The sequence below is a fragment of the Roseobacter sp. S87 genome (assembly GCF_055693285.1).
Map to the genome: position 1 here is coordinate 2738526 of NZ_JBVFTR010000004.1, position 17140 is coordinate 2755665.

Annotated in this window: 24 protein-coding genes; 15 read left to right on the top strand and 9 right to left on the bottom strand. The window is 62.4% G+C overall.

Going from position 1 to position 17140, the window contains the following annotated elements:
* Positions 1–8: 8 nt before the first annotated feature.
* The 4 genes from ACZ1HA_RS14355 to ACZ1HA_RS14370 all read left to right on the top strand — a co-directional run bounded on the left by ACZ1HA_RS14355 (position 9) and on the right by ACZ1HA_RS14370 (position 2520).
* Positions 9–785, top strand: coding sequence for a molybdopterin-binding protein (locus ACZ1HA_RS14355; protein ID WP_472714352.1), 777 nt, complete (start codon positions 9–11; stop codon positions 783–785).
* Between the two features lie 87 nt (positions 786–872).
* Positions 873–1355 (top strand): hypothetical protein, encoded by a 483-nt coding sequence (locus ACZ1HA_RS14360; protein WP_472714353.1) that lies wholly within the window; start codon positions 873–875, stop codon positions 1353–1355.
* 105 nt (positions 1356–1460) lie between these two features.
* Entirely contained in the window at positions 1461–2003 is a 543-nt protein-coding gene (locus tag ACZ1HA_RS14365; RefSeq protein ID WP_472714354.1) for an RNA polymerase sigma factor, read from the top strand.
* Positions 2004–2208: 205 nt separating this feature from the next.
* Positions 2209–2520 (top strand): cupin domain-containing protein, encoded by a 312-nt coding sequence (locus ACZ1HA_RS14370; RefSeq protein WP_472714355.1) that lies wholly within the window; start codon positions 2209–2211, stop codon positions 2518–2520.
* Here the strand turns inward: ACZ1HA_RS14370 and ACZ1HA_RS14375 are convergent.
* Positions 2517–2939: a prepilin peptidase gene (locus ACZ1HA_RS14375; protein ID WP_472714356.1), complete on the bottom strand. Its 423-nt coding sequence runs from the start codon at positions 2937–2939 to the stop codon at positions 2517–2519. The two genes, ACZ1HA_RS14370 and ACZ1HA_RS14375, sit on opposite strands and share 4 nt — an antisense overlap.
* A 271-nt stretch (positions 2940–3210) precedes the next feature.
* Between ACZ1HA_RS14375 and ACZ1HA_RS14380 the strand changes: the two genes are divergently transcribed.
* Positions 3211–4839 (top strand): DUF4331 domain-containing protein, encoded by a 1629-nt coding sequence (locus ACZ1HA_RS14380; RefSeq protein ID WP_472714357.1) that lies wholly within the window; start codon positions 3211–3213, stop codon positions 4837–4839.
* A gap of 4 nt (positions 4840–4843) precedes the next feature.
* Positions 4844–5071 (top strand): hypothetical protein, encoded by a 228-nt coding sequence (locus ACZ1HA_RS14385; protein ID WP_472714358.1) that lies wholly within the window; start codon positions 4844–4846, stop codon positions 5069–5071.
* A gap of 56 nt (positions 5072–5127) precedes the next feature.
* On the opposite strand, the gene ACZ1HA_RS14390 is transcribed toward ACZ1HA_RS14385, so the two are convergent.
* From ACZ1HA_RS14390 to gspL, 8 genes are all read right to left on the bottom strand, one after another.
* Positions 5128–5943 (bottom strand): type II secretion system minor pseudopilin, encoded by an 816-nt coding sequence (locus tag ACZ1HA_RS14390; protein ID WP_472714359.1) that lies wholly within the window; start codon positions 5941–5943, stop codon positions 5128–5130.
* On the bottom strand, positions 5940–6392 hold the full coding sequence (locus ACZ1HA_RS14395) for a PulJ/GspJ family protein (RefSeq protein ID WP_472714360.1): 453 nt from the start codon (positions 6390–6392) through the stop codon (positions 5940–5942). The genes ACZ1HA_RS14390 and ACZ1HA_RS14395 overlap by 4 nt, the downstream gene beginning before the upstream one ends.
* Complete coding sequence (locus ACZ1HA_RS14400; RefSeq protein WP_472714361.1) at positions 6389–7450, bottom strand: type 1 periplasmic-binding domain-containing protein; 1062 nt, start codon at positions 7448–7450, stop codon at positions 6389–6391. Before ACZ1HA_RS14400 ends, ACZ1HA_RS14395 begins: the two co-directional genes overlap by 4 nt.
* A 35-nt stretch (positions 7451–7485) precedes the next feature.
* Positions 7486–8052 (bottom strand): type II secretion system F family protein, encoded by a 567-nt coding sequence (locus tag ACZ1HA_RS14405; protein ID WP_472714362.1) that lies wholly within the window; start codon positions 8050–8052, stop codon positions 7486–7488.
* Positions 8053–8060: 8 nt separating this feature from the next.
* Complete coding sequence (locus tag ACZ1HA_RS14410; protein ID WP_472714363.1) at positions 8061–8465, bottom strand: type II secretion system F family protein; 405 nt, start codon at positions 8463–8465, stop codon at positions 8061–8063.
* A 211-nt stretch (positions 8466–8676) separates the two neighbouring features.
* Positions 8677–10149, bottom strand: a complete 1473-nt coding sequence (locus tag ACZ1HA_RS14415; protein WP_472714364.1) for a GspE/PulE family protein — start codon at positions 10147–10149, stop codon at positions 8677–8679.
* Entirely contained in the window at positions 10146–10532 is a 387-nt protein-coding gene (gene gspM, locus ACZ1HA_RS14420) for a type II secretion system protein GspM (protein ID WP_472714365.1), read from the bottom strand. Before gspM ends, ACZ1HA_RS14415 begins: the two co-directional genes overlap by 4 nt.
* 43 nt (positions 10533–10575) lie before the next feature.
* Positions 10576–11715 (bottom strand): type II secretion system protein GspL, encoded by a 1140-nt coding sequence (gene gspL, locus ACZ1HA_RS14425; RefSeq protein WP_472714366.1) that lies wholly within the window; start codon positions 11713–11715, stop codon positions 10576–10578.
* A 94-nt stretch (positions 11716–11809) separates the two neighbouring features.
* Between gspL and gspG the strand changes: the two genes are divergently transcribed.
* Genes gspG through ACZ1HA_RS14470 form a run of 9 tightly spaced genes read left to right on the top strand, consistent with a single transcriptional unit; the run spans position 11810 to position 17098 of the window.
* Complete coding sequence (gene gspG, locus ACZ1HA_RS14430) at positions 11810–12277, top strand: type II secretion system major pseudopilin GspG (RefSeq protein WP_472714367.1); 468 nt, start codon at positions 11810–11812, stop codon at positions 12275–12277.
* Entirely contained in the window at positions 12274–12789 is a 516-nt protein-coding gene (locus ACZ1HA_RS14435; protein ID WP_472714368.1) for a pilus assembly FimT family protein, read from the top strand. The genes gspG and ACZ1HA_RS14435 overlap by 4 nt, the downstream gene beginning before the upstream one ends.
* Complete coding sequence (gene gspI / locus ACZ1HA_RS14440; protein ID WP_472714369.1) at positions 12749–13120, top strand: type II secretion system minor pseudopilin GspI; 372 nt, start codon at positions 12749–12751, stop codon at positions 13118–13120. Before ACZ1HA_RS14435 ends, gspI begins: the two co-directional genes overlap by 41 nt.
* Positions 13117–13758: a type II secretion system protein N gene (locus tag ACZ1HA_RS14445; RefSeq protein ID WP_472714370.1), complete on the top strand. Its 642-nt coding sequence runs from the start codon at positions 13117–13119 to the stop codon at positions 13756–13758. Before gspI ends, ACZ1HA_RS14445 begins: the two co-directional genes overlap by 4 nt.
* Positions 13737–13979, top strand: coding sequence for a PDZ domain-containing protein (locus tag ACZ1HA_RS14450; RefSeq protein WP_472714371.1), 243 nt, complete (start codon positions 13737–13739; stop codon positions 13977–13979). Before ACZ1HA_RS14445 ends, ACZ1HA_RS14450 begins: the two co-directional genes overlap by 22 nt.
* A 5-nt stretch (positions 13980–13984) precedes the next feature.
* Entirely contained in the window at positions 13985–15199 is a 1215-nt protein-coding gene (locus ACZ1HA_RS14455) for a secretin N-terminal domain-containing protein (protein WP_472714372.1), read from the top strand.
* Complete coding sequence (locus ACZ1HA_RS14460) at positions 15154–15900, top strand: type II secretion system protein GspD (RefSeq protein ID WP_472714373.1); 747 nt, start codon at positions 15154–15156, stop codon at positions 15898–15900. Before ACZ1HA_RS14455 ends, ACZ1HA_RS14460 begins: the two co-directional genes overlap by 46 nt.
* Entirely contained in the window at positions 15897–16451 is a 555-nt protein-coding gene (locus tag ACZ1HA_RS14465) for a sigma-70 family RNA polymerase sigma factor (protein ID WP_472714374.1), read from the top strand. The genes ACZ1HA_RS14460 and ACZ1HA_RS14465 overlap by 4 nt, the downstream gene beginning before the upstream one ends.
* On the top strand, positions 16448–17098 hold the full coding sequence (locus tag ACZ1HA_RS14470) for an anti-sigma factor (RefSeq protein ID WP_472714375.1): 651 nt from the start codon (positions 16448–16450) through the stop codon (positions 17096–17098). The genes ACZ1HA_RS14465 and ACZ1HA_RS14470 overlap by 4 nt, the downstream gene beginning before the upstream one ends.
* Positions 17099–17140: the final 42 nt, after the last annotated feature.

The window sequence follows — 17140 nt, forward strand, 5'->3', positions numbered from 1 at the left end:
CTGTTACGATGAACCGTCGCCACTTTCTGCGTGCAGGAACCGGCTTTGTCGCGACCAGTGGTCTGGGAGGCTGCCAGCTCCTCGACGACCTCAGCAGCCCGGATCACCGCCTGCGACAGTTTATGGAAAGGGCCAGCGATCTGACCATGGCAATGCAGCGCGGCATGCTCGACCGCGATGCGCTGGCTGCTGAGTTTACCCGCGCGGACATTCGCCAGCCGCAACGGCCAAATGGTGTGACCGATCCCAGCGATGACACCTATGTGGCACTCCGGGAGGCGGGCTTTGCCGATTACCGGCTTGATGTGACAGGCCTCGTTTCGCGCCCGCTTTCACTGTCACTGACCGATCTGCGCGCCATGCCTGTGCGGCACCAGATCACCCGCCATGACTGTGTCGAAGGCTGGAGCTGTATTGCAGAATGGTCCGGTGTGCCGCTGGCGCAGGTGCTGGATCGGGCCGGAGTACGGACCAGCGCGCGCTACGCTGTATTTCACTGTTTCGATACGATCGAGCGGACCCTGTCGGGCGGCATACGCTACTATGAAAGCATCGACATGGTGGATGCGCGCCACCCGCAGACGATACTTGCCTGGGGGATGAACGGAGCACCACTGCCGGTCGCCAATGGCGCACCGCTTCGGCTCCGGGTGGAACGGCAACTGGGGTACAAAATGGCCAAATATGTCCGGGCCATCGAACTTGTGGATACGCTTGCGCCTTTCGGGCGCGGCAGAGGGGGCTACTGGGAAGACCGGGGGTATGAATGGTACGCAGGGATCTGACCAGCATTTACGCCACGGAAAGTGCATCCATGTGCCGCGTTCTTTCGTCTTTCCATTCATGTGCTTACTGCATCAGGAACATCGCAGATGAAACGGCTTTTGCGGCGACTATTCCGTCAGACGGACGACTGGGATCAGACCCCGGGCGTCGCCGCTCTTCCACATCTTGTGCAAAGAGCAGAACCGGACCCGGACCTTTTCTCCAGGATTGAGGCACGGATTGATGCGGCGTCTCCTGTACAGACTGTACAGCCGGCAACCGGTCGCCGCCGGGCTGCGCTGGCCGGCCTGCTGACAACGGTCGCGATCGTTTCGGCTGCGCTCGGTTATTTTGCGGGTCCGGACCGCCAGCGTATCGTCGCCCGCCCGGCTGCAACAGCAGACTGGGTCCCGCTGGGCTCCGTCAGCCTGCACGGGCCTGCATTGCGTGCTTTTGTGCGTGGCAAATGCAGGGGACATACGCATTTTTACATTCTGATGTATGGTGCCTCTGTCAGCGGGACAGGGCCCGGACCCGGGACACCGCTGGCAGAAAACGGCGAAAAAATTCTGATGGAGTGCATCTTTTGAAAACCGGCGTCCGTACTGCAGGTAAAGAGACAGCGGAAAGGGACGGATGTGGGTGTAACCAAACTGGTGCCCAAATCGCAGCGAAGCGGGAGCGTTGGGACAAAAATGGGGGCCGCTGAACAGTGCCGGATCATGGCGGACCTGCTGGCCGCCTGTGCGGCTGGTGACCGGGCCGCTTTCCGCAGGTTCTATGATCTGAGCTCGCGGTATGTTTTCGGCGTAGTGCTTGCCGTGCTGCGCGACCGGGAAATGGCCGCCGAAGTGGCACAGGAGACATATGTCCGGATCTGGAAACGTGCAGGTCAGTTCGACGTAAAATGCGGCAATCCGCTTTCGTGGACCGGGTCAGTTGCGCGAAACTGCGCCATTGACCGGCTGCGCGCAGAGCGCTCTCGCGGATTTGTGGAATACTCTGACGAAGTGCCGGACGTGGTGACCAATGCGGACCCCGCCGCACAGACGCTCGACAGTATGGTGATCCGCAGACTGCTGCAGGACCTGCGTCCGGAATACCGGCAGGCGCTGCTGCTTTGCTATTTCCAGGGCTACACCTACATCGAGCTGGCAAATGTTCTGGACGTGCCGGTAGGTACTGCCAAAAGTTGGGTTCGCCGTGGTCTCGCGGCAATGAAGGAAGCAATGACATGAAGAAGACCAATGCGACACTGCCCGACGAGGTGCTCGACGCATTGCTTGGCGGCACAGACCTGATCCCTGGCATTCCTGGCACGCGCCCCGATCTGGCGGCCGAGGCAGAGAGGATCGCGGCATATCTGGATCCGCTGCTCGGTGCCCTGCCCGAGGCGGCACCCCCGATGACCTTTTTGCCGCTGTTGAGGCTGAGATTGACGGGATGCCGGACGCTCCTGTCGCGACGGTGCGCGCGGACGAGGGCACCTGGGAACAGCGCAGCGAAAAAGTATGGAAAAAGGTCCTGGCAAAGGATCCGGGATCCGGCCGTTCCATGTACCTGCTGCGCTGCCTGCCCGGCGCATCCATCAAACCACACCTGCATGAACGCTCCGAACACCTTTTCATCATTGAAGGTGAATTCTGGATCGGCGACAGGCTTTACTCTGCCGGTGACGCGCAGGTGGCAATGCCCGGAACGGAGCACGCGGAAATCAGAATGCCCGGAGGCTGCCTGGTACTGATCAGCGCCTAGGCGCTGATCCGCAGAACCCACAGGGTCCACAGCGCTGCGGCCAGCCAGGGTCCGAAGGCAACCTTCCGGTTGCCCGTCAGCAGCGCGAAGATCAGCGCGGCAACAGCGGCCAGTGCAACCAGCAGAGGCAGGTCGCGCCAGCCCAGCCACGCGCCGCAGGCGGCCAGAAGTTTGGCATCCCCCAGACCCAGACCATCCTCGCCGGTCAAACGGAAGAACACCGCGCCAACACCGGCAAAGACAGCATACCCCGCAATGGCCCCCGTTGCAGCGTCACGCAACGGTGTCACAGTCAGCAAGTGGCTGCATACCAACCCGATGATAATCAGCGGCAGGCTGACCGCATCCGGTATACGAAAATGACGAAGATCGCTGACGACCAGCCACGCCAGCAGCACGGCCAACAGGGCCGTTGCCATAATTTCTCCTGCGGGAAGCGCGCCGGAGACACCTGATATCTCGTGCAAAAAATCCATCTTAAAAAAGATACGTATGCTCCGCGAAATACGGTTCAGAGGCCGAAACTCTTTTTTGCGGGACCCCGTATTGTCTGGTGCAGCACCTGAACTTCCCATCGCGGTACGCCGCACCAGGGCTGGAACTCCGCTGTCGTACGGCACCTGCCGCAAAAGATGCGTCTTTTGCGAACGGGATCGTCTTGCGCAATCAAGATCTGAATGAGGATATCAAATGAAAACCAAGAACGCTTTGTGGTTCAGCACCGCGCTGGTCGCGGCTCTGACCGCGGCCACGGCGCCTGTACTGGCGTCGTCACACCGTGAGGCCCCGGCCATCACGGAACACCCGAAGGTGGACGGCACGGACTTTTACGTGTTCCGCAGCTATGAACCGGGCCGCGAGGATTATGTAACACTGCTGGCGAACTACCAGCCGCTGCAGGTGAACTACGGTGGTCCCAGCTACTACACCATGGACGCAGACGGGATCTATGAAGTCCACATCGACAATGATGGTGACGGCATCGAAGACCTGACGTTCCAGTTCGACTTTGACAACCAGCTGGCCAATGATGGTGCAGGTATCGGCCTGGACATCGGTGGCGTGAATGTTGCCATACCGCTGAAATACGCGGGCCCGATCCTTGCAGGCGACGACTCTTTGCTGAACGAATCCGAAAGCTATTCACTGACGATGATCGAAGGTGACCGGCGCAGCGGCACGCGTACTACGCTCGCGCAGTCCGGTTCGGGCAGCACAACCTTCACCAAGCCTCTGGATCATGTCGGCCTGAAAACACTGCCCGACTACGACGCCTATGCCAATCAGTACATCTACGACGTCAGCCTGCCCGGATGTGCGATGCCGGGCCGTGTGTTTGTCGGTCAGCGCGCGGACGCCTTTGCGCTCAACCTCGGTGAGGTGTTCGATCTGATCAATTTCGTGCCGATCGAGGGAGACAGTGCGCCTGGTGCAGGTGATGGTGCCGGTTTCGACAACGGTATCACGCAGAGCCGCGACAACGATGACGTCTTCGGCAAGGTCAACGTGTCCACCATTGCGCTGGAACTGCCGATCGACTGCATCACCTCTGATGGCGAGCCGGTGATCGGCGCATGGACCACGTCGAGCCTTGCGCAGGCGGAACTGGAAAACCCGAACCCCGGGTTTGAGGACACTTCGCGTGTGGGCGGTGCCCTTGTGCAGCAGTCCCGTATCTCAACTCCGCTGGTCAACGAAGTGGTCATCGGCATCACGGACAAAGACCTTTTCAATGGCTCCGAGCCGATTGATGACGCTGATAACTTCGCAACCTACGTGACCAATCCGACTTTCCCGCGTCTGGTTGAACTGCTGTTCGGCCCCGATCTGGGTATGGAAAATAACGTGGCACCAAAGAACCTGCCGCGCAACGACCTTGTCACGACATTCCTGACCGGCTTCCCGGGCCTGAACCAGCCACAGAACGTCGTGGCCTCCGAAATGCTGCGCCTCAACACGGCTGTCCCGGCGACACCGCGCAATGCACAGCATTCCTTTGGCGTTGTCGCAGAAGACCTCGCGGGTTTCCCGAACGGGCGCCGTCCGGGCGATGACGTCATCGACGTGATCCTGAGGGTGGCCCTCGGCGCTTTGTGTCACCCCGTCCCGCTGGGATTTGAGCTGGGTGTCGATGGTGCCATCGAAGATGATCCCAGCGATCTGATCAATCTGGGCTTCTGTGCACCCGAAGACGCGCCGATCGGTAACTTTGCGCTGACTGACGGCGCACCGATTTCGGCGTCTGAGCTGCAGAATGCGTTTCCCTACCTGAACACGCCGATCCCGGGCTCGCCCAACGGCACTGTTGCGGGAGATTGATCCGGTGATGAACAGCTTTTTTGGAATGTCACCCGTCAGCCGCCGTCTGGCCATTGCGGGTGTGTTGCTTGCAGGTCTTGCGGCGTGCGGCGGCGGGAATGCGCCGGCCGCGGCCGACAGACTGGGCGCTGTGTTCCAGCAGGCCTTCGGTCAGAGCGCAAACAGTGCTCCTGTGGATGTGACAAACGCCGGGTTGGCCCTCGATGTAACAGCAGAGCCTTTTGCGCTCTGATCATTGACCACTGCAACGAAAAAAGAACCGCCGCAGGAGCTTCCCGCGGCGGTTTTTCATTCGGACCAGCGCAGCGTTATCTGTCCGGTACGCCTGTCCCGCAAAACCTGGCGCGTCAGCCGGGACCGCGCGTTGCCGGTTTCAGCGCTCCCCGTCACGCTGAATGCGTCGCTGGCAAACCCCGCCAGCGGCGGCACGACCAGCCCCAGTACAGTAAAATCGTTCCGGTCCAGAAACCCCTTCGCGGCGCGCCGAGATATAAGGCTGTCTGCCGCAACAGGGTTAGAAAGCAATGCCGTGAGCAGAGGTTCTGTTACTGCATTCAGGTTCAGCGGATGGCGCACCGGCAGGGCCGTCACATGCGGGCGCAGAACCTGAATATCTGAGACAGAAAAGCCCAGCCCCAGCAGATCTTCCGGTGCATCGAGCGGACCATTCTGCGAAACGGCAGTGGCGATCTCCGACGCCAGCGTTTCCGGCAGGTCCAGCTGCTTCACCAGCGCCGTGAAAATCCGCATCTCGATGATCTTTCCGGGGCCAAGGGCGTTCATGTCGAAACGCCCACGCAGGTCTTCCGCCGTGACACTGAATGCGCCAAAGCCGAGGTCGATGTTTTCCTGCAGGTTCGCGGCCCAGGGTTCGCGGAAGTGATCACTCTCCGGTGCGACCTGCAGATCGCGGCGCAAAGCTACCGCGACCGACGATACACCAGCCTGCGCGAGGGCGCGTGTCTGGCTGACGTCCGCGGCATCCTGCAGCTGATCAATGGCAATTGTCTGGTCGGTGAGCATAACCTGTACCAGACCTGCACCCGCTGCCACCACCACAAGGACGTTCAGCAGACTGATCCCGCTGTCGCCTGTGCGTTTCATCGGGCGAAATCATCCGGCATCATGACAATCCTTTCGACACCGGCGTCTGAAAGCCCCAGCACCACCGCACGGGCTGACCTGTCATGTACCGCGATATCCGCTGGCTCGCGCAAAACCTGCTGGGTGATCGAACGCCCGTCCGGCCAGGTGATGCGCCGCGTCACGCCGGTGGTATCCGCGCGCCAGCTGATCCCCGCACCCTGTGTCGACAGCGTCAGCCCGGCGTCATCTGACCATACCGCCCGTCGGGCCCGTAATGCATCAGCGCTCAGAAGCTGAAAGGCCAGATCCTGATCACCGATCCGCTCCATACGACCGCTCAGCTGCGCATCGCGGGTAAGCACACCTTCGAGCAGCGTAAAACCTGCGATCCCGATGAGTGCCGAAACAGCAAGGGCTGCAAGCATTTCGACCAGTGTTACCCCTGCTTCGGCCGGGCGCTGTGTCATGCGACCCGGACAACACCGCCGCCTGCGATGCGCAACACCGACAGCCTGCGCTCACAAGTCCGGTCCGTCCGGAGCGCAGTGCGTCCCAGCAACCCGTCAATCGGTTTCGTTCCGGAAAGCCGGGCCGGCGTTTGCGTTGACTTGGCAAAGGCGACCGCATCAACGGCGAGCGCGCCGAGCACGCCCATTTCCTCGCCCAGCTGCGCCCGGAAACTCTCAGACAACCTGTCAAACCGCTGCGGATCCGGGCCGGTGAAACAGGCCCTGTCCAGAGCCGCGAACTGATCTGCGGGCAGACCTGACCATTGCAATGACCCGATCGTGGTCACCCCGGTGCCCACCGCCGCAACAGCCTGCGCAAGCGCCGGCGACCCGGATGAGGGAACGTACAGAATATCCGGCAGCGATCCACCGCCAGCATCCCGGAGTGCGGCACCCATCGCAGAAGGGCTGGTGCCTTGCGGAACGCCGGGCAAAACGGATACCCGCGCCCTGCCCGCCCGCTCTGTCAGCGTCGCACGGGCGCGTTCGGCGACAAGTCCCGGCGTTTCCAGCAGTGCAATGCGCTGTGCGCCCGCTTTCTCACTGTAGCGGAGGACCGCATCGACGGACTGGGCAGGCGTGACGCCAAACACCCAGGCCCCCGCGGCCGTCAGCGCGTCGTCGTTGGAGAGTGTCATCACGGGCACATTGCCTGCGGCCTCTGCCACGGCGGCTGTCTGATCACGAAAGAGCGGCCCGACGATAATGTCAGCCCCTTCCGCCACCGCACGCGCGGCAGCGCCTTTGGCCGTTGCAGCATCGCTGCCGGAATCAATCACCCCAACGCGTGTCCCGGGTGCTCCAAGGTCTTCAGACAGCCAGACTGCCTTTGCCATTTTTTGACCCAGCTGCGCGCGCGGCCCGGTCAGCGGCACCAGCAGCGCAACATTCTGCGAGCTCTGCCGCGTCCGCGGGCCGAAGCCTGCGTCCGGCGGTGTACCACAGGCTGCCAGCAAAGGCAGGCTGCCTGCACCCAGACAAAAACTGCGGCGTGATAACCCTGAAAATTCTGCCATTTCTAAATCCTCACTGTCCTGAATAAATTCCGCGGCTATCCGACCAGACCGTTGAGACTGACGATGGGCAGAAGGATCGCGAGCACCAGCAGCATCACGACACCCCCCATGACCAGCAGGACCATCGGCTCCACCAGAGCCACCAGCGCTTTGACGCGGGCCTGCAGGCTTTGCGCCTGATCGGACCAGAACCTCGCAAGCATCGCGGGCAGGCTTCCGCTGGCTTCGCCGCTCGCGATTATGGTGATCATCATCGGTGGGAAGCCGGGCCGGGCAGCGAGGGCGCGGGAAAAGGCCATTCCTTCGCGCACATCCTGCGACACGCCGGACAACAGCGCACGGGCCTCCAGATTACCCACCGTTGCCGTGGCAGCCGCGAGCGCGTCTGTCAGGGTGACGCCGCTTTGGGTAAGCGTTGACAGCGTGCCGGTAAACTGAACCAGAACCATCTGGCGGGCCAGGCCCGCGCGCCACAGAATGCGGTGCCACGCCTGCCGCATTCCGGGCCGGCGCATCAGAAAACCTCCGGCAACAACCAGCACAGTAACGGTCAGGGCAATAAAAACCCCGGATCTCGACAGCAGGTCACTCAGCCCGATCATCATCCTTGTCAGGGGGGAAGTTCCGCACCCCGCGCGGCGAAAACCCGCACGATGTCCGGCAGCACAAAAATGAGCAGGGCGAGGACCACGGCAACGGAAACGACGATCAGAATGGCAGGGTAGATCAAAGCCAGGACGACAGTCTGCCGGTGCCGCTGCGTCGTTTCCACGTGTTCGGCCAGATGCTCCAGCACCACACCCAGCCGCCCTGCCTGTTCTGCCGCGCGCACAGACGTCAGATAAAACCGGTCAAACCGCCCACCCTGCCCGGTCAGTGCTGAACTCAGGCTGCCACCGTCCAGTACGTCCTGGCGGACCTCACGGCACATGGTTGCGAGACGTGGCCCCGCCTGGCCTGCAACAGCGGCGAGTGCCGCTTCGACCTGCACACCACTGGACAGGAGTGTCGCCATCTGACGCGTGAAAACGGCAATATCAGCGGGGTTCAGGCGCCCCGGTTGCCGGACCGGGCGCAGGCCGGACGATGGAAAGCCTGCCGGCCGCACCGCCGTCGGCAGAAGGCCCTGCGCACGTAACTCTTCGCGCAGATGTTCCGGGCTTTGCGCCTCGCGCCGGCCCCGCCGGGGGTTCCGCCCGCATCAACAGCCGCATACCGGAACGTCTTCATGAAACACTCTCTCCGGCATGTTCAATGATCACCCTGGCCACTTCGGACGGCGACGTCAGGCCCTGGCGGACTTTTGCGGCGCCATCACCGACCAAACCGGACGATGACGCGCTGGCGGCTTTGAGCAGTTCGGCTTCGGGTGCACACGCAGAAATCAGTGTTTCGATTTCCGGGGTAACCTCGATCAGGTCATAAAGCGCCACGCGCCCGCGAAAGCCGCTGCCATCGCAAGCGGGACAGCCGATGCCCTCCAGCATCGTTTCACCTGCCGACGCGCGATGACCAAGCATGGCAGCTTCGGCTGCGGTGATATCGCGTGGTTGCGCGCAGTGCTGGCAGGTCATCCGCACCAGGCGCTGCGCGATCAGTCCCCGCAGCATTGGCGCCAGTAAAAACCGCTCAACGCCAAGGTCGACCAGCCGGGCAACAGACCCGACCGCACTGTTGGTATGCAGGGTCGACAGGACAAGGTGACCGGTCATGGCGCTTTCCACAGCAACCCGCGCCGTTTCGCCATCGCGGATCTCGCCAACCATGATGACATTCGGGTCCTGCCGCAAAAGCGCCCGCAACCCGCGCGCAAAAGTCAGATCTGTCGCTGTGTTCACCTGCATCTGCGCAATACCAGGCAGCGCATATTCGATCGGGTCCTCGATGGTCATGATGTTGCGCTGCCGGTCGTTCAGCGCATCCAGCCCCGCATAAAGCGTAGTGGTCTTGCCCGACCCGGTCGGCCCCGTCACCAGGATCAGACCATCCGGCCTGTGCAGAAGACGCTCGAAAACACTGCGCATGTCGTCGCTCATTCCAAGCGTTTCGACACCGCTGCGGGTCTGGTCGCGGTCAAGCAGCCGCATTACGACCCGTTCGCCATGCTGTGCCGGGATGGTGGAGATGCGGGCGTCCAGATGGTATTCGCCTACCCGCAGTGACACCCGGCCGTCCTGAGGCAGTCGTTTTTCCGCAATATCGAGCCGTCCCATAACCTTGATCCGGCTGACCAGCTGCGGTGCGAGCGTACGGGTCGTTCTGAGCGCTTCCCGCAGGGTACCATCCACACGGAAGCGGACAACCAGCGCTTTTTCTTCGACTTCAACGTGTACATCGGACGCATCGCTCTGGATCGCTTCGAGCAGCAGCGCGTTGATCAGGCGGACGACGGGCGCATCTTCGCGCTGCTCCAGCAGGTCATCTACTGATGCGGCACTGTCCGCGAGAGCGGCAAGGTCCGCTCCCTCACCACTGGCCAGTTCTGCAGCGCCTGCCGCGGCGATGGCACTGTCAGCGTAGAGCTCTTCGTGAGCCCCGGACAGGACCGTCGCCGACACCCGGCGCACCTGCAGATACCCTTCGGACAGGCGCTGAGCCTCAGCAAAAGCAGAAAGGGGCGTGGCCTCCGTCATCAGGCATGTGCCCCCGTCGACTGCGAGACTGTGGGTCTGGGCAAAGCCGTAAGGTATAGACGTCATCGCAGGCTCTCCAAAACAAGACGCGCACTGACGATGCCGGGTTCGGGTCTGCGCGCGATTTCCGCGCCAGTGATCTTCACTGCCTGAGCGGTGGTCAGGATGTCCAGCCAGCCCGCCAGAGCTGAAAACCCGACATCCCCCAGGGAAACCGAAAGGGCATTGCCCTGCGGATCAAGCCGCCTGATTTCAAGTGCCGCCGCAGCAGCCGATTGCGTAACGCGCTGGCGCAGCGGGGGCAGATCGGTCGCGGGCCCGATGGCCAGTGTCTCAGGGAGGCTGTCCAGAAGAGCAGAAATTCTGTCGAGATCAGCAAGCCGGGCCAGATGCGCTGACCTTGCGCCCAGCATGGGTGTGAGCACCAGCGACCATAACCCCAACAGCAAAACCCCAGCTCCACAAAGAAACATCAGTCTGCGTTCGCGCCTGTTAAATCGCTGCATCTGACACCGCCCCGATTATCAGCTGCACCTCCGCGCCCGCCTCACTGCGGCTCGCGGCTCCGCTGGTGACGGATATGCCCGCATCCGACAGCGCTGTTTCAGCGGATTGCAGATCCTGCAGACCAGAAGCGGTAAGCATCACTGTCAGAGTCCCGGCCGCCCCATCAAAACGCAGATCACGAAGGGTCACGCTGCTTCCTGCCGGCAGTGCCGACAGAGACCGCGCCAGCTGCGCCAGAAACGGGTCCTGCGGCGCGTCTGCGCCGGCAGCATCGGAAATTGCAGCCTCAACGCGCCAGGCCGCGTCGGTTGCCTCTGTATCAATGCCACGCGCATCAAGCTGACGCTGCACCGCCGCGGTTCTCTCCGCAACACTCGTCGCGAGAAACGACACGTCGGCCCGCAGCAGCGCCACGTGCGCGAGGCCTGCCGCCAATGCAACACCGGCGGCAAAGCAGGCAATATCGCGAAAACGCCTCAGCCCGGTGGACGCCCTGCCGGGGCGCAGATCGGTGCTGAATATCTCCGGATCAACCGGTGCCAATGGCACCCTGTCTGCTGTTACGCCAGGCGGCGGGGTACCACGGACAACCTCCGCCGGCGGCGCTCCGAAAACGCGCCAGGCGTCGGCAAAAGCGTCGCGATCCATCGCGAGCCCCGTGCCGTCTGCCAGACGGACATGTACCGTGTCGCTCCCGCACCAGAGCGACCAGGCGCCGGTGCGTGTCGGCAGGGGTACGGCAAGCGTGTCGGGAAAGCAGACGCCGTCCGCCGGCATCGTTCCGGTCAGGGCGTCAAGCCGGGCGTTGTTCACTGCGACACAGAGCCAGGTCTCTCCTGTCAGCTGAGGCCCCAGCGCCAGAGTCACCTGATCCAGCGGTTCAGCAAGATATGGCTCAACAGCGAAGGGCAGCGCCGCACGCCTCTGACGGTCGGTTTTCAGGGGCAAAGACACCGGCAGAACAAGTGCGGCGGCACCCGGGAGCAGAATGGGGGGAGACCCCGAGGCCGCCGCAGCACGTTCAACACGTTCCAGCAAACCGGGATCAGTGCGCTGGCCCTGGGAGGAAGGGGGCAGAGGTACAAGCGCTTTTGACGGGGTCCGTTCCCGGCCTCCATCACTCATGCTAACACTCTGTTTTAGCATAATTTTTCCCTTTACGGAGCGCTGGAGCGCGCCTATGTAACCAGACATACGCAAGCCCGAGAGGAATAGTTTCATGTCAGATACCCGCACAGACTACCGTACCCGCCGTGACCCCGAGGCAGGGGTCACATTGATTGAAATGATGGTTGTCCTGGTGATGATCGCTGTTGTTGCGGCACTTATTGTTCCCAATGTGATCGGCCGCCCTGATGAAGCGCGCGTTGCCGTCGCCGAGACCGATATGCGGACCGTCGCAGGGGCTCTGCAGCTCTATCGGCTGGACAATGGCAGGTACCCATCCACGGCGCAGGGCCTCGCCGCGCTGGCGGAACGCCCCATCAGCCCGCCGATGCCACGCACCTGGCCCGAAGGCGGGTACCTTACCGAAGTGCCCGTTGACCCCTGGGGGACCCCCTATGTCTATCGCTCGGAGGCCGGCACCTTTGATCTTGTCTCTCTTGGTGCAGACGCCGCTCCCGGCGGCGAGGGTGTCGCCGCGGACATCCCGCTGCGCAACCGCGAAGCGCGCGCAGGCTCATGACCCCGGCAAGGCGCGTGCCTCAGGCGGGCGTGACCCTTATCGAAATGCTGGTCGTGCTGGCACTCTTCGCGGTGATTGCCAGCGCTGTCGTGCTTGCGCTCCCGACTCAGCGCGACGTGCGGGGTGAAGGGTTCGGCCTGCTGGCCCTCTCCGCACGGCTGGACACCGCAAAACGGCGGGCGTTGACCCGCAGCGAACCCTTTGCGATCTGGCAGCAGGGCGACGATGTGGTCGTGCTTTTGCCAGACGGAAAAGGCCGTTGGGTGATTTCCGATGATCCGGGGCTCAACCCGGTGAAACTAATTTCGCGATACCCCCGTATGTCCTTCCAACGCGATCATGAGGACGTGTTTCCCGTTTCTGCAGCACTGGCGCCGGAGCGCGGAGAACGCCTGCTTATTGGCGCAGGAAACGATGATAACACCTATTTCGATGGCCTGAACCTCATTCGGGCGCAGGCGGAGGGACAGAATGCAGACGCGGCAGCCAGAAAACGGGTTCAGCCTGATTGAGGCCCTGGTTGCCCTGACTGTCCTGGCGGTGTCCGCCGGTACCATCCTGGCCACAGTCGAAGAACACACGCGTGCGATTGCTGCTGTTTCGGAGCGGGCAAAGGCCCGGTGGCTCGCCGAAAACAGACTGGTTGAACTGCACCTCGCACTGAGCGATCTGCCTGAAGTCTCCCGTGCTGCCGGACAGAACTGGTGGATCGCCACCACACGTTCTGACACCCCTGACCCCGACCTTCTGCGCGTCGACATCTCCGTTGGTCGCATGAATGACCTTGCGGCCGCACTGGCCAGGCTGACCGGCTACATCGATGCAGGGGAGGTTATCCCATGAAACGCCTGCCCCACCTGTTGCCCCGCGTCGGGCTGGTTCTGATCGCCACCGGATCCGTCGTGTTTGCCGCCCTGCCCGTCATGCGCCACGCGGCTGGTATTATCGTGCTGGCGCCTGGTGCGCCCGCCATCGCCGTCCCAGTCGAAGGGCCGGACCATGTTGATCTGACCCCGCTTTTGGAGCGCGCACCTTTTGGACGGGCTGCACGCACCGCACCCGCCGGGCAAAGCACCACCGGCACCGAACCGGACTTCGTTCTGCGCGGCGTATTCTCAACCGTGGGCGCGCCCTCTGCCGCCTTGCTCGCCATTGACGGAGAAACCGACAGCTACCGCGAAGGTCAGGCGGTGACTGCTTCTTATCTCCTCAGCCAGGTCGCGGTTGATCATGTTGTGCTGACTGGCAAGGGCGGGACGATCACGCTGCGCTTTGACGGCCAGGATACTGACGGCGCAAACCAACAGGCCGATGGCGCGCGGTCAGGCCCTACAGACATGATCGCCCGTCTGGGCAGAGGTCTCGTTGTGCCTGCGCGTGCGCAACGGTCAAAGCCCCCGAAACGACGTCTGAATACATCGATTACTGGCGCAAACGGATCCGCAAAAACCCCAAAGCGGTGCTGGATGAAATCGGGCTGACCCCGGGGGACGATGGCTATGTCATTGCCGACCGCCACGATGTTGGCGTGCGGCTTGCGGGACTGAAAGCGGGCGATCTGGTGCGCAGCGTAAACGGCCGGCCTGTCGGCAATCCCGACGACGACAGGCGTCTTTATGATCGGATCGCGGCATCCGGACAGGCCCGGCTTGAGGTCGAGCGCAATGGCCGTGTGATGACATTTTCCTTTCCCCTGAGGTGACGCCGATGTGGTTACGAATTCTGCCGCTGATCTGTGCCCTGTCGGCACCACTGCCCGTTTCGGGGCAGGATGCGCTGTTCACCATCAACCTGCGTGATAGCGACGTCTCGCTTCTGACCGAGCAGATTGCCGAAATCACCGGCCGGACACTGATCGTTCATCCTGATCTGCAGGGTGACATCACCGTCATCAGCGCCGAACCGCTGGACCGGGATGGCGCGTGGGAACTTTATCAGTCCATTCTGCGGGTGCGCGGATTTCATGCGGTTCAGAGCGGGGTCGTCTGGCAGGTTGTTCCGCTCGATACTGCGCGCGCCGCAGCCCAAAGCGGTGACGGTGCAGGCGATGCCGGCAGCCAGGATTTCGTGACCCGCCTTGTGCGTCTTGAAAACCTGCCTTCTGCCGAAGCCGCGCGCGTGTTGCGCCCCCTCGTTGCCGCCTCCGGCACGCTGGAAGCCGTTGAAGACCCCAATGCAGTTCTGATCACCGACACGGCCGAGCGCACAACCCGGATCATGGCGCTGGCCCGAAGCCTGGACCGGGATCAGGAAAAGACCTCACGCGTACTTCAGTTCCGCAACACACAGGCCGGGATTGTCGGCGCAGCCATCGCCGAGGTTCTGGGCCCCAATGCCACAGGCGCGCGGCTCTCTGTTGATCCCGGCTCAAACACGCTGCTGGTACGCGGGACCAGCGCCGAGATTGCCGAGGTCGAAGAACTGGCCCGGGCAATGGACGTCCCCCCGGTCGCCAATCCGCGGATCCGGCTAGCCACCCGTGTCTTCCCGCTGAGGTTCGGCGAGGCAGAGCAGGTCGCCGGCATCCTGAACGCCACGCTGACATCGGCGGGTGCCACGGCGACAAACGCGGTTGCTCAGGACCTGCAACAGGACGGGCTGAACGCCATTGCGCCCGCCGCCGACGTGCCGGGCATCACGATCGCCGCAGATATCGCGCAGAATGCCATTGTGGCCCGCGGCACCGAAGCTCAGCTGAGCGATGTAGCCGCCCTGTTGCAGGAACTTGACCAGAAACGCGCGCAGGTACTGATCGAAGCGGCCATCGTTGAGGTATCCGGCGATGTGGCCCAGCGCCTGAGTGCCCAACTGGGGCTGAGCGAACTCGCCCCCCCGGCGGCCTGGCCGCAACTTCATTCAGCAACGGTGGCGGGGCGTTGGGCGCATTGCTCGCAGCGCTTGGCGCACCCAATGCCGGTTTGATCACCACCGGGGGCAGCCTGACGCTGGGTGGCAGTGATTTCGGCCTGCTGGTCCAGGCGCTGAACCAGACAACATCAGCCAACCTGCTGTCGACCCCCTCGCTGACCACTCTCGATAACCAGCCTGCGTCAATTGTCGTGGGGCAGAATGTGCCATTCCGGACCGGCAGCTTTGCAACGGACGGCAACACGGCACAGCCCTTTACCACCATTGAACGACGCGACGTCGGCCTGACAATGAACGTCCTGCCGCGCATCAATGCCGGAGACACTGTGCGGCTGGATATCAGCCAGGAAGTGTCATCGCTGGTCAACGCCAACATCGAAGGGGCGGCTGACCTGATCACCAACAGGCGCTCGATACAGACCAGTATTCTGGCGCAGAGCGGATCAACCATCGTGCTGGGCGGGCTGATCACGCGCGACGACCTGAAATCGCTGCAGAAGGTGCCGGGTGTCGGTGACATCCCGGTTTTCGGCAACCTGTTCAGATCGCGCAACAGCAGCAGTTCAAGCCGCACGCTCTTTGTCTTTCTCAAACCGACCGTTCTGCGGTCGGACCAGTCCCTGAAAACGACCTACGAGGACCGCCTCAGGTCCCTGCAGCGCGCGCGCAGCGACCTGACGGCCGGAAAGCCTGCGGGCACAGCAAACCGCAATGCTGCAGCCCCCATCCCACTCGAACTTGGAGGCATGTATTGACCCGCGATCATCCCGATCTTGACCATCTTCTGAGCCGGATTGCGCTGAACGACCGTCGTGCCTTTGACGCGCTTTACGCCCGGACATCCGGCACGCTGTTTGCTGTTGCAGTCCGTATCATGAAGAACCGCGCCGAAGCGGAAGATGTCCTGCAGGAAGTCTACATCCGCATCTGGCAGCGTGCTTCAACCTTCCGTCCTGGTCAGGCCAAAGCCATGTCGTGGCTGATTGCAATTGCCCGCAATCTTTCGATTGACCGCCAGCGGGCCAAACGGGCACCGGTTGCCCCTATCGAAATGGCCGAAGACATTCCTGACGCCCGGCAAACCCCCGAAGAAGCCACCGCCACCGCACAGGACCGTGCGCGCATCGAAACCTGTCTAGAGCAACTGGAAGACAAACGCGCCGACGCTGTGCGCGCCGCCTATGTTGAGGGCTATTCCTATCAGGAACTTGCCGACCGCTATGACACCCCTCTGAACACCATACGGACGTGGTTACGGCGCAGTCTGCTGCGGCTCCGTGACTGCCTGGAGCACTCTCAGCTATGACAGATGCTGTCCAACCGTCCGAAGAAGATGAGGTACTGGTGGCCGAATACGTTGTGGGCGTTCTGCACCTGAAAGAGCGCCGCGCGCTTGAGGCACGCATGGCCCGGGACCCCGCAATCCGGCGCCAGGTTGAAAGTTGGGAGGTGCGTCTTGAAGACCTCAATAAATCCTATGGCCAGCTTGACGCCCCACGTGCCATCAAAGCCCGCATTGACCGGCATCTTTTTAACAGCACCCGGCGCAGCGCGTCGCCCTGGGCATGGTTTTTGGGGGCAGCAACAGGCTTTGTTTCTGCTGCGGTCGTCGTCGCTGTTCTTGTCGGGTCCCCGCAAAATGCCACACTGCGCGCCACTCTTGCAGGCGAAACTGGCACGTTTCTTGTCGCACTTGATTGGCAAGGCAGCGCGCTGGACATCACGCGCACCGCGACACAACCGCCCGCGGGATCTGTGTTTGAGCTTTGGCTGGTGCGACCGGACCAGCCGCCTCAATCGCTCGGCACGTTCTTGTCGACCGGCACTTTGTCATTGCGCACCGCGCTCTCACACGGAGAGACGCTGGCCATCAGCATCGAACCTTCTGGCGGGTCGCCCTCTGGCGTTCCGACAGGGCCGGTTGTGGCGACGGGAGTCCTTCACGATGTTTAGGCAGGTTTTCCGTCTTCTAGCCATGTGCTTGTTGGTGAGCCC

Excerpts from the sequence above, each read along its gene's own strand:
- ACZ1HA_RS14365 (WP_472714354.1), top strand. The coding sequence starts at position 1,461 with ATGGGGGCCGCTGAACAGTGCCGGATCATGGCGGACCTGCTGGCCGCC.
- ACZ1HA_RS14380 (WP_472714357.1), top strand. The coding sequence starts at position 3,211 with ATGAAAACCAAGAACGCTTTGTGGTTCAGCACCGCGCTGGTCGCGGCT.
- ACZ1HA_RS14370 (WP_472714355.1), top strand. The coding sequence starts at position 2,209 with ATGCCGGACGCTCCTGTCGCGACGGTGCGCGCGGACGAGGGCACCTGG.
- ACZ1HA_RS14360 (WP_472714353.1), top strand. The coding sequence starts at position 873 with ATGAAACGGCTTTTGCGGCGACTATTCCGTCAGACGGACGACTGGGAT.
- ACZ1HA_RS14395 (WP_472714360.1), bottom strand. The coding sequence starts at position 6,392 with ATGACACAGCGCCCGGCCGAAGCAGGGGTAACACTGGTCGAAATGCTT.
- gspI (WP_472714369.1), top strand. The coding sequence starts at position 12,749 with ATGCAGACGCGGCAGCCAGAAAACGGGTTCAGCCTGATTGAGGCCCTG.
- ACZ1HA_RS14375 (WP_472714356.1), bottom strand. The coding sequence starts at position 2,939 with ATGGCAACGGCCCTGTTGGCCGTGCTGCTGGCGTGGCTGGTCGTCAGC.
- ACZ1HA_RS14405 (WP_472714362.1), bottom strand. The coding sequence starts at position 8,052 with ATGATCGGGCTGAGTGACCTGCTGTCGAGATCCGGGGTTTTTATTGCC.
- ACZ1HA_RS14455 (WP_472714372.1), top strand. The coding sequence starts at position 13,985 with ATGTGGTTACGAATTCTGCCGCTGATCTGTGCCCTGTCGGCACCACTG.
- ACZ1HA_RS14415 (WP_472714364.1), bottom strand. The coding sequence starts at position 10,149 with ATGACGTCTATACCTTACGGCTTTGCCCAGACCCACAGTCTCGCAGTC.
- ACZ1HA_RS14410 (WP_472714363.1), bottom strand. The coding sequence starts at position 8,465 with ATGGCGACACTCCTGTCCAGTGGTGTGCAGGTCGAAGCGGCACTCGCC.
- ACZ1HA_RS14390 (WP_472714359.1), bottom strand. The coding sequence starts at position 5,943 with ATGAAACGCACAGGCGACAGCGGGATCAGTCTGCTGAACGTCCTTGTG.
- ACZ1HA_RS14445 (WP_472714370.1), top strand. The coding sequence starts at position 13,117 with ATGAAACGCCTGCCCCACCTGTTGCCCCGCGTCGGGCTGGTTCTGATC.
- gspG (WP_472714367.1), top strand. The coding sequence starts at position 11,810 with ATGTCAGATACCCGCACAGACTACCGTACCCGCCGTGACCCCGAGGCA.
- ACZ1HA_RS14400 (WP_472714361.1), bottom strand. The coding sequence starts at position 7,450 with ATGGCAGAATTTTCAGGGTTATCACGCCGCAGTTTTTGTCTGGGTGCA.
- ACZ1HA_RS14470 (WP_472714375.1), top strand. The coding sequence starts at position 16,448 with ATGACAGATGCTGTCCAACCGTCCGAAGAAGATGAGGTACTGGTGGCC.
- gspL (WP_472714366.1), bottom strand. The coding sequence starts at position 11,715 with ATGAGTGATGGAGGCCGGGAACGGACCCCGTCAAAAGCGCTTGTACCT.
- ACZ1HA_RS14355 (WP_472714352.1), top strand. The coding sequence starts at position 9 with ATGAACCGTCGCCACTTTCTGCGTGCAGGAACCGGCTTTGTCGCGACC.
- ACZ1HA_RS14435 (WP_472714368.1), top strand. The coding sequence starts at position 12,274 with ATGACCCCGGCAAGGCGCGTGCCTCAGGCGGGCGTGACCCTTATCGAA.